Raw genomic sequence first — 7,806 nt, forward strand, 5'->3', positions numbered from 1 at the left:
CGGACCTGCGAGGCACTCGGCATGGCGAACAGCTTCATCGGCCGCGACATGGCCGTGGACCTCGGCACCGCCAACACGCTGGTCTACGTCCGCGGCAAGGGCGTGCTGCTCGACGAGCCGAGCGTGGTGGCGATGAACGTCGCGACCGGCGAGGTGCTGGCGGTCGGCCACGAGGGCAAGCGGATGATCGGGCGCACGCCGGACGGCATCACCGCGATCCGGCCGCTGAAGGACGGCGTGATCGCCGACTTCGAGGCGACCGAGCAGATGCTGCGGTTCTTCATCCAGCAGGTCCACAAGCGGCGCTACTTCGCCAAGCCGCGCATGGTCATCTGCGTGCCCAGCGGGATCACCGCGGTGGAGCAGCGGGCGGTCAAGGAGGCCGGCTACCAGGCCGGCGCGCGGCGGGTCTACATCGTCGAGGAGCCGATGGCGGCCGCGATCGGCGCGGGCCTGCCGGTGCACCAGGCGACCGGCAACATGGTCGTCGACGTCGGCGGCGGCACCACCGAGGTCGCGGTCATCTCCCTCGGCGGCATCGTCACCAGCCTGAGCATCCGCACCGCCGGCGACGACCTCGACGCCGCGATCGTGGCGTGGATGAAGAAGGAGTACTCGCTCATGCTCGGCGAGCGCACCGCCGAGGAGGTCAAGACGACCCTCGGCTCGGCGTTCCCGATGGCCCAGGAGCCCGAGGCCGAGATCCGCGGCCGCGACATGGTCTCCGGCCTGCCGCGCACCGTCGTGGTCTCGAGCTCGGAGATCCGCCAGGCGATCGAGGAGCCGCTGCACGCCATCGTCGACGCGGTCCGCGCGACCCTCGACCAGACCCCGCCGGAGCTCGCCGGCGACATCATGGACCGCGGCATCGTGCTCACCGGCGGGGGAGCGCTGCTGCGCGGCCTCGACGAGCGCATCCGGCACGAGACCGGCATGCCCGTCCACGTCGCCGAGGACCCGCTCAGCTCCGTCGCGCTCGGCGCCGGCAAGTGCGTGGAGGAGTTCGAGGCGCTCCAGCAGGTGCTGGTCACCGAGCCGAGGCGGTTCTGATGGCGGTCGATCTCTTCGAGCGACCGACCCGGCAGCGCAGCGGCCAGGGACAGCAGCCGCCCCGCGGCCCGCAGAAGCGCGAGCGCCGCTGGCGGGTCACCGAGCGGCTCGAGGAGCGCGGCCGGCCGTCCCGCTCGCTGGTCGTCGCGCTCGTGCTGGCCTGCCTGAGCCTGATCACCCTCGACTCCACCGCCGGTGACGCCTCCCCGGTCGAGCCGGTGCGCCGCGCGGTGGGCGAGGTCCTCGGCCCGGTCGAGGTCGGCGCCGCCGCCGTCGTACGCCCCTTCGTCGCGGTGCCCTCCTGGTTCCGCACCCACGCCGACCTGCGCGGCGAGATCGGCGACCTCGAGGCCGAGAACGCCCGCCTGCGCACCGAGGTCAACACCGCCGACTACGACCGCAACCGCCTGAAGGAGTACGACGGCCTCACCGCCGCCGCCGAGGACCTCGGCTACTCCCTGGTGCCGGCGCGGGTGGTCGGCCTGGGCCCGGCGCAGTCGTTCTCGAGCACCGTCACCATCGACGCCGGCTCGCAGTCGGGCCTGCGCCCGGACATGACGGTCCTCAACAACGACGGCCTCGTCGGCCGGGTCGTCCGCGTCACCCGCACGACCGCGACCGTGCTGCTCATCGTCGACGCGGACTCCGTCGTCGGCGGCCGCGTCGGCTCCTCGATGGAGCTCGGGTCGGTCGAGGGCCGCGGCCAGCTCGGCTCCACCGGCCGCCTCGACCTCGAGCTGATCGACTCATCCGAGGTGCCCAAGCGCGACGACGCGGTCGTCACGTGGGGCAGCGAGGGCGGCGCGCCGTACGTCGCCGGCGTCCCGATCGGCCGCGTCACCGCCGTCTACTCCAGCCTCCGCGAGACCGCCCAGCGTGCAGTGGTCGAGCCGTACGTCGACTTCGCCGCGCTCGACCTCGTCGGCGTCGTCGTCCCCTCCGGCACCGCCAGCGACCGCGCCGTCATCGAGGCCGACGGGAGCGTGCGGTGAACCCCGGACGCGCCGCCGTCGCGCTCGCCGCCGTCGTGACGGCGCTCGTGCTGCAGGTGACGGTCTTCTCCCACGCCTCGTGGGCCGGCGTCGTGCCGAACCTCGTGCTCCTCGTCGTCGTCGCCACCGGCCTGGTCCGCGGCGCGCAGCCGGCGATGGTGCTCGGCTTCGTCGCCGGCGTGCTGCTCGACCTCGCCCCGCCGGCCGACCACGTCGCCGGGCGCTGGGCGCTCGCCCTCGTCGTCGTGGGGTACGTCGCCGGGCGGGTGCGCCAGGACGTCCGGCCCACTGCGGGCTCGGTCGTGGCGACCGTCGCGGCGTGCTCCTTCGTCGGCACCTCCGTCTTCGCGCTCACCGGCGTGCTCCTGCAGGACCCGGCCCTCGGCATCGGCGAGGTGCTCGAGGTGATCGCGATCGGCGTCTTCCTCGACGTGCTGCTCACCCCGTTCGTGCTGCCGGTCGTGATGGGCACCTTCCGCCGGCTCGAGCCCGCCCGGGCCACGGCATGAGCGCCCGGCAGGAGCCGTCATGAGCGCAGCCGAGGCGGCGAGCCGCCGCAGCCGGCTGCGCCTGGTGGTCGTGCAGGCGCTGGTGTTCTCGCTGTTCGCCACGCTGTTCGTGCGGCTGTACTACCTGCAGGTGGTCAGCGGCGAGCAGTACACCGCGCAGGCGGCCAACCAGTCCGTGCGCGACATCGTGGTGCAGCCGCAGCGCGGCCTGATCGTCGACGACATGGGCCGCCCGCTCGTCACCAACCGCACCGCGTGGGTGGTCTCGATCGACCGCAGCATGCTCGAGAAGATGACCGAGCCGCAGCAGGACAAGCTCGTCGAGCGGGTCGCGCAGGTGACCGGCGTGCGCGCCGCGATGATCCGCAAGCGGCTGGTGACCTGCGGCGAGGAGGGCAGCGTCGTCGGCGCCTGCTGGAACGGCTCGCCCTACCAGCCGGTCCCCGTCGCCACCGACGTCGACCAGTCGGTCGCGCTGCGCGTGCTCGAGCAGCCGGAGGACTTCCCGGCCGTGCTCGCCGAGCAGCAGACCGTCCGCAACTACCCGCGCCCCTACGGCGTGAACCTCGCCCACGTGCTCGGCTACCTCAGCCCGATCACCGAGGACGAGCTCGACGCCGCCGAGGAGGACGAGGACGACTCGGTCAACGGCGCCTCCTCGGTCGGCCGCGCCGGCGTGGAGAAGCAGTACGACGCGTGGTTGCGCGGGATGCCCGGCTACCGCAGCGTCGCGGTCGACTCGATGGGCCGCGTGCTCGGCGACGACGGCGAGGTCGAGGCCACGCCGGGCGCCACGCTGGTCACCTCGATCGACGCGCGCGTGCAGGGGCTGGTGGAGAAGGAGCTGGCCGGCGCGATCGCGCAGGCCCGCACCGAGACCGACACCGTGACCGGGCGGAAGTACGAGGCCGACTCGGGCGCGGTCGTGGTCATGGAGGCGGGGACCGGTCGCGTCGTCGCGATGGCCAGCCAGCCGACGTACGACCCCGGCGTGTGGGTAGGCGGCATCACCAAGAAGCAGCTCGCCCGGCTCTACTCCGAGGCCGCCGGCACCCCGCTGCTCGGCCGCGCGACGCAGGGTCAGTTCGCGCCCGGGTCGACGTGGAAGCCGTTCATGACCGCCGGCGCGATGACCAACGGCTACGGGCCCGACACCCGCCTCGCGTGCTCCTCGGGCTTCCAGGTCGGCAACCGGGTGTTCAAGAACTACGAGTCCGGCGCCTACGGCCACATCGGCTTCGACAAGGCGCTCGAGGTCTCCTGCAACACCTTCTTCTACCGGATCGGCTACGACTACTGGCAGCGCTTCGGCTCCGACGTCGACGACGTCGACGCCAAGGACCCGCTGGTCGAGGAGGCCAAGGTCTTCGGCTTCGGCGACGAGACCGGCATCGACCTGCCCGGCGAGGCGTCGGGGCGGATCGCGGACCGCTCGTGGAAGCGCGCCTACTACGACTCGATGAAGGACTACTACTGCGGCATCGCCGACAAGCCGCAGGACGCGAAGACCTCCGACTTCGTCTACAGGTTCGCCCGCGAGTTCTGCATCGAGGGCTTCGCCTACCGCGCCGGTGACGCCGTCAACTTCGCCATCGGCCAGGGCGACACGATCGTCACCCCGCTCCAGCTGGCCCGGGCCTACGGCGCGCTGGCCAACGGCGGCACCCTGTGGGAGCCCCGGATCGGCAAGGCCATCGTCGACCCCAACGGGCGGACCATCAAGGAGATCAAGCCCAAGAAGGCCGGCACGGTCGGGCTCCCGAAGTCCGTGCTCTCCTACGTCGATAACGCGCTCAAGGGCGTCGCCGCGAACGACCAGGGCACGATGAACTGGAAGCTCCTCGGGTTCCCCCTCGACCAGGTGCAGATCCGCGCCAAGACCGGCTCCGCTGAGGTCTACGGCAAGCAGTCGACCTCGTGGGTCGCCTCCTACACCGACGACTACGTGGTCGTGATGATGGTCAGCCAGGGCGGCACCGGCTCGGGCCGCAACGGCGACTCGATCCGCCGCATCTACGAGGCGTTGTACGGCGTCGAGGGCTCGACCGTCGACCCGCGCAAGGCGTTCATCCCCGGCTCCAAGCCGCCGGCCGAGCTGCCCACGTTCACCGCCGACGGGTCGATCCTGCCGCCGGGCCGCCGCGACGCCGGCGACTCCGACGCCACGGCCGGCCAGAAGGAAGGCGACCGGTGACCGTCACCCGGCTCAGCCCCCGCGTCCCCGTCCAGCCCGCGAGCCGCGGCGCCACCCGCACCGCGGTGCGCACCAGCGTCCGCGCGCCCGGCCTCGACTGGTGGCTGCTCGGCGCCGTCGCCGCACTGGTGGTCGTCGGCACGCTGCTCGTCTGGTCCGCCACGTCGGCGCGCGACACGCTCACCGGCGGCGACTCCACGGCGTACCTCTCCAAGCAGGTCACCAATGTCGCCATCGGCGTCGTGCTGATGGTGCTGGTCATGGCGACCGACCACCGGTGGCTGCGGATCGTCGCGCCGCTCGTCTATCTCGGCTCGGTGGTCGGGCTCGGGTTGGTGCTGTCCCCACTGGGCAGCACGATCAACGGCTCGCGGTCGTGGATCGACCTCGGGGGCATGTCGATCCAACCCTCGGAGTTCGCCAAGCTCGCGGTCGTCATCGGCATGGCGCTCGTCGTCGCCGAGCGCGCCGAGGGCCGGTGGCGCGCCCGCGTCGGACTCGGCGAGGTCGTCGGCATGCTGGCGATCGCCGCGGTGCCGGCCGCGTTGATCATGCTCCAGCCCGACCTCGGCACGATGCTCGTCCTCTCCGCCACCGTCTTCGGGGTGCTCGCCGTCTCCGGCGCACCGCGCCGCTGGCTGGTGCTGCTGGTCGGCGGCGGCGTCACTGCCGCGGTCGCGGCGGTGGCCGGGGGAGCGCTGAAGCAGTACCAGGTCGACCGGTTCCTCGCCTTCACCAACCCCGACCTCGACCCGCGCGGCGCCGGCTACAACGTCGAGCAGGCGCGCATCGCGGTCGGCAACGGCGGCCTCTTCGGCCAGGGCCTCTTCGACGGGTCGCAGACCCGCTCGGGTTTCGTGCCCGAGCAGCACACCGACTTCATCTTCACCGTCGCCGGCGAGGAGCTCGGCCTGCTCGGCGCCGGCGCGGTCATCGGGCTGCTCGTCGTCGTGCTGTGGCGGGCGCTCGTGATCGCCGCCCGCACCGACGACGTCTTCGGGCGGGTCGCCGCCGCCGGCATCGCCTGCTGGTTCGGCTTCCAGGCCTTCCAGAACATCGGGATGTGCCTGGGCATCATGCCGGTCACCGGCGTGCCGCTGCCGTTCGTGTCGTACGGCGGCTCCTCGATGTTCGCGAGCATGCTCGCTGTTGGCCTGCTGCAGAACATCCACCTGCGCGCCACCGCCCCCGCCGCCACCCGGTTCGCGGGGTTGCCCGGCCGCTGACCCCGACCTCGGGCGGTCGGGCGGCTGAACAGATCGTCGTCGCCCAGGTGTTCACACGGTGTATACATCGGGTGTAGACAGGACCCATGTCCCTGGCCACGGTCCTGATGGGCGTCCTTGTAGACGGCCCGGCGCACGGCTACGACCTCAAGCGCGGGCACGACGAGCGGTTCCCGTCGGCGCGGCCGCTGGCCTACGGCCAGGTGTACGCGACGCTGGCCCGGCTGGAGCGCGACGGCCTGGTCGAGACGACCGGCACCGAGCGGGGCAGCGGCCCCGAACGCACGACCTACCGCCTGACCGCCGCCGGACGCGAGGCGCTGACGGCGTGGTTGCACGAGACCGAGCAGCCGGGGCCGTACGCCGCCCACGAGCTGGTCCGCCGGACGGTGACCGCGCTGCACGCAGGCGTCGACGCGGGCGACGTGCTGCGCCGGCAGCGCGCCGTGCACATGGACGCGCTGCGGGCGCTGGTCCGCGAGCGTGACGCGGCCTCCGACGTGGGAGCCCGGATCGCCCTGGACCACACCATCGCCCACCTCGACGCCGACCTGCGCTGGCTCGACGACGCCCGGGCGCGCGTCGAGCAGGCGCCCGCCCCCACCACCAGGAGCCCCTCATGACCGACGCGGCCACCCCTCTCGTGAGCGGGCGCGACCTGCACAAGTCCTTCGGACGCACCGCCGCCCTGCGCGGCGCGTCCCTCGACGTGGCGCCGGGGGAGATCGTCGCGGTCACGGGGCCCTCGGGGAGCGGCAAGTCGACGCTGCTGCACTGCCTGGCCGGGGTCATCGCGCCGGACGCGGGCACGGTCACCTACCGCGACCACCGGCTCTCCGACCTGTCCGCCGCGGCCCGCACCCGGCTGCGGCGCCAGGAGGTCGGCCTGGTCCTCCAGCTCGGCCAGCTGGTGCCCGAGCTCACCGCGCTGGAGAACGTCGCGCTGCCGCTGCTCCTGGACAGGCGTCGCCGCGCCGAGGCCCAGGCCGTCGCCCTCGAGCGGCTCGACCGCCTCGGCGTCGCCGACGTGGCCCAGGCGCGGCCGGGGGAGATGTCCGGCGGTCAGGCGCAGCGCGTCGCGATCGCGCGGGCGCTGGTCACCGAGCCCGCGATCGTCCTCGCCGACGAGCCGACCGGCGCGCTCGACACCGTGGCGGGGGAGCAGGCGCTCGCCGCGCTCGTGGGTGCGGTGCGGGAGAACGGTGCCGCGCTGGTCCTGGTCACCCACGACAACCGGGTCGCCGCGGTGGCGCACCGCGAGGTCGAGCTGCGTGACGGCAGGACCGACGCGGTCGGGGTCCCGCGGTGAGGCCGCTCTGGCTGACCCTGTTGCTGGCCGGCGGGCGGGGTCGCCTCGGCCTGGTCGTCGGGGCGACGGCCGCCGTCACGTCGCTGCTGCTCGTGGCGGCGTCGATCGCGCGGCTGCCCCGGACCTACCTGCGGCAGGGGACCGACGGCCTGGTCGGCGTGGTCGCCGAGCCGGGCACGCGGCCCGGCGTGGTGCTGGCGCTGTTGCTGATGACCGTGCCGCTGCTCCTGCTGCTCGACCAGGCCGTGCGGCTCGGGTCGACGGCGCGCATCCGCCGGGCGGAGGCGCTGCGAGTCGCCGGCGCCACCGCGGGCGACCTGCGCCGCTGGGGTGCGGCCGAGGTCGGCCTGACGGCGCTGGTCGGCGGGCTGCTCGGCGTACCGCTCTGGCTGCTGCTCCGCCTCGCACTCCTCGAGCCCGTCGGCGGCAGCGGGGCGCTGCTCCCCGACGACGCCGGCCCGGGCTGGTGGACGTGGCCGGTCGCGGCCGCCGTGGCGGCGTACGGCGCGCTGGTCGGCGCGCGGTC

8 protein-coding genes are annotated in these 7,806 nt (G+C 73.5%); all 8 read left to right on the forward strand.

The window, feature by feature from the left end; all coding sequences use genetic code 11:
- Positions 1 to 21 precede the first annotated feature (21 nt).
- Entirely contained in the window at positions 22 to 1,050 is a 1,029-nt protein-coding gene (locus tag H7344_RS17010; RefSeq protein ID WP_186347190.1) for a rod shape-determining protein, read from the forward strand.
- Positions 1,050 to 2,042 carry a rod shape-determining protein MreC gene (gene mreC / locus H7344_RS17015; RefSeq protein WP_186347191.1) on the forward strand — a complete coding sequence of 331 codons (993 nt, stop codon included), beginning with the start codon at positions 1,050 to 1,052 and terminating at the stop codon, positions 2,040 to 2,042. The genes H7344_RS17010 and mreC overlap by 1 nt, the downstream gene beginning before the upstream one ends.
- Complete coding sequence (gene mreD / locus H7344_RS17020; RefSeq protein WP_186347192.1) at positions 2,039 to 2,551, forward strand: rod shape-determining protein MreD; 513 nt, start codon at positions 2,039 to 2,041, stop codon at positions 2,549 to 2,551. The genes mreC and mreD overlap by 4 nt, the downstream gene beginning before the upstream one ends.
- Positions 2,552 to 2,570: 19 nt before the next feature.
- A complete protein-coding gene (gene mrdA, locus H7344_RS17025; protein ID WP_186347193.1) occupies positions 2,571 to 4,745 on the forward strand; it encodes a penicillin-binding protein 2 in 2,175 nt (724 codons plus the stop codon).
- Positions 4,742 to 5,971: a rod shape-determining protein RodA gene (rodA, locus tag H7344_RS17030; protein WP_229706877.1), complete on the forward strand. Its 1,230-nt coding sequence runs from the start codon at positions 4,742 to 4,744 to the stop codon at positions 5,969 to 5,971. Before mrdA ends, rodA begins: the two co-directional genes overlap by 4 nt.
- A gap of 86 nt (positions 5,972 to 6,057) precedes the next feature.
- Positions 6,058 to 6,594 carry a PadR family transcriptional regulator gene (locus H7344_RS17035; RefSeq protein ID WP_186347194.1) on the forward strand — a complete coding sequence of 179 codons (537 nt, stop codon included), beginning with the start codon at positions 6,058 to 6,060 and terminating at the stop codon, positions 6,592 to 6,594.
- Positions 6,591 to 7,280, forward strand: coding sequence for an ABC transporter ATP-binding protein (locus H7344_RS17040; protein WP_186347195.1), 690 nt, complete (start codon positions 6,591 to 6,593; stop codon positions 7,278 to 7,280). Before H7344_RS17035 ends, H7344_RS17040 begins: the two co-directional genes overlap by 4 nt.
- A partial coding sequence (locus H7344_RS17045) for a hypothetical protein (RefSeq protein WP_222130800.1) occupies positions 7,277 to 7,806 on the forward strand: 530 nt, incomplete at its 3' end. The genes H7344_RS17040 and H7344_RS17045, both read left to right, overlap by 4 nt.

Source organism: Nocardioides deserti (genome assembly GCF_014266025.1).
In the GTDB taxonomy this organism is placed as follows: Bacteria; Actinomycetota; Actinomycetes; order Propionibacteriales; family Nocardioidaceae; genus Nocardioides; species Nocardioides deserti.

What these genes read in the sequence shown, in the direction of transcription:
- H7344_RS17010 (WP_186347190.1), top strand. Translation starts at nt 22, where the DNA reads ATGGCGAACAGCTTCATCGGCCGCGACATGGCCGTGGACCTCGGCACC.
- mreC (WP_186347191.1), top strand. Translation starts at nt 1,050, where the DNA reads ATGGCGGTCGATCTCTTCGAGCGACCGACCCGGCAGCGCAGCGGCCAG.
- mrdA (WP_186347193.1), top strand. Translation starts at nt 2,571, where the DNA reads ATGAGCGCAGCCGAGGCGGCGAGCCGCCGCAGCCGGCTGCGCCTGGTG.
- H7344_RS17035 (WP_186347194.1), top strand. Translation starts at nt 6,058, where the DNA reads ATGTCCCTGGCCACGGTCCTGATGGGCGTCCTTGTAGACGGCCCGGCG.
- H7344_RS17040 (WP_186347195.1), top strand. Translation starts at nt 6,591, where the DNA reads ATGACCGACGCGGCCACCCCTCTCGTGAGCGGGCGCGACCTGCACAAG.